General features: G+C 53.7%; 1 protein-coding gene. It reads left to right on the forward strand.

Features of this window, described 5'->3' with window-relative positions; genetic code table 11:
* Positions 1-529 (forward strand): phage tail protein (locus tag PsAD26_RS02795; RefSeq protein ID WP_244278136.1); only part of this gene is annotated, 529 nt, incomplete at both ends.

Genomic DNA, 529 nt, shown 5'->3' on the forward strand with positions numbered 1-529 from the left:
TGACTGAACTGACTCAGGTTGGCAGGGATATTCTGGCAAAAAATTCCGTTGCAGATGTTCTTGAATACCTTGGGGCCGGTGAGAATTCGGCCTTTCCGGCAGGTGCGCCGATCCCGTGGCCATCAGATATCGTTCCGTCTGGCTACGTCCTGATGCAGGGGCAGGCGTTTGACAAATCAGCCTACCCAAAACTTGCTGTCGCGTATCCATCGGGTGTGCTTCCTGATATGCGAGGCTGGACAATCAAGGGGAAACCCGCCAGCGGTCGTGCTGTATTGTCTCAGGAACAGGATGGAATTAAGTCGCACACCCACAGTGCCAGTGCATCCGGTACGGATTTGGGGACGAAAACCACATCGTCGTTTGATTACGGGACGAAAACAACAGGCAGTTTCGATTACGGCACCAAATCGACGAATAACACGGGGGCTCATGCTCACAGTCTGAGCGGTTCAACAGGGGCCGCGGGTGCTCATGCCCACACAAGTGGTTTAAGGATGAACAGTTCTGGCTGGAGTCAGTATGGAAC

The organism is Pseudovibrio sp. Ad26 (genome assembly GCF_001623285.1).
Taxonomy (GTDB): Bacteria; Pseudomonadota; Alphaproteobacteria; order Rhizobiales; family Stappiaceae; genus Pseudovibrio; species Pseudovibrio ascidiaceicola.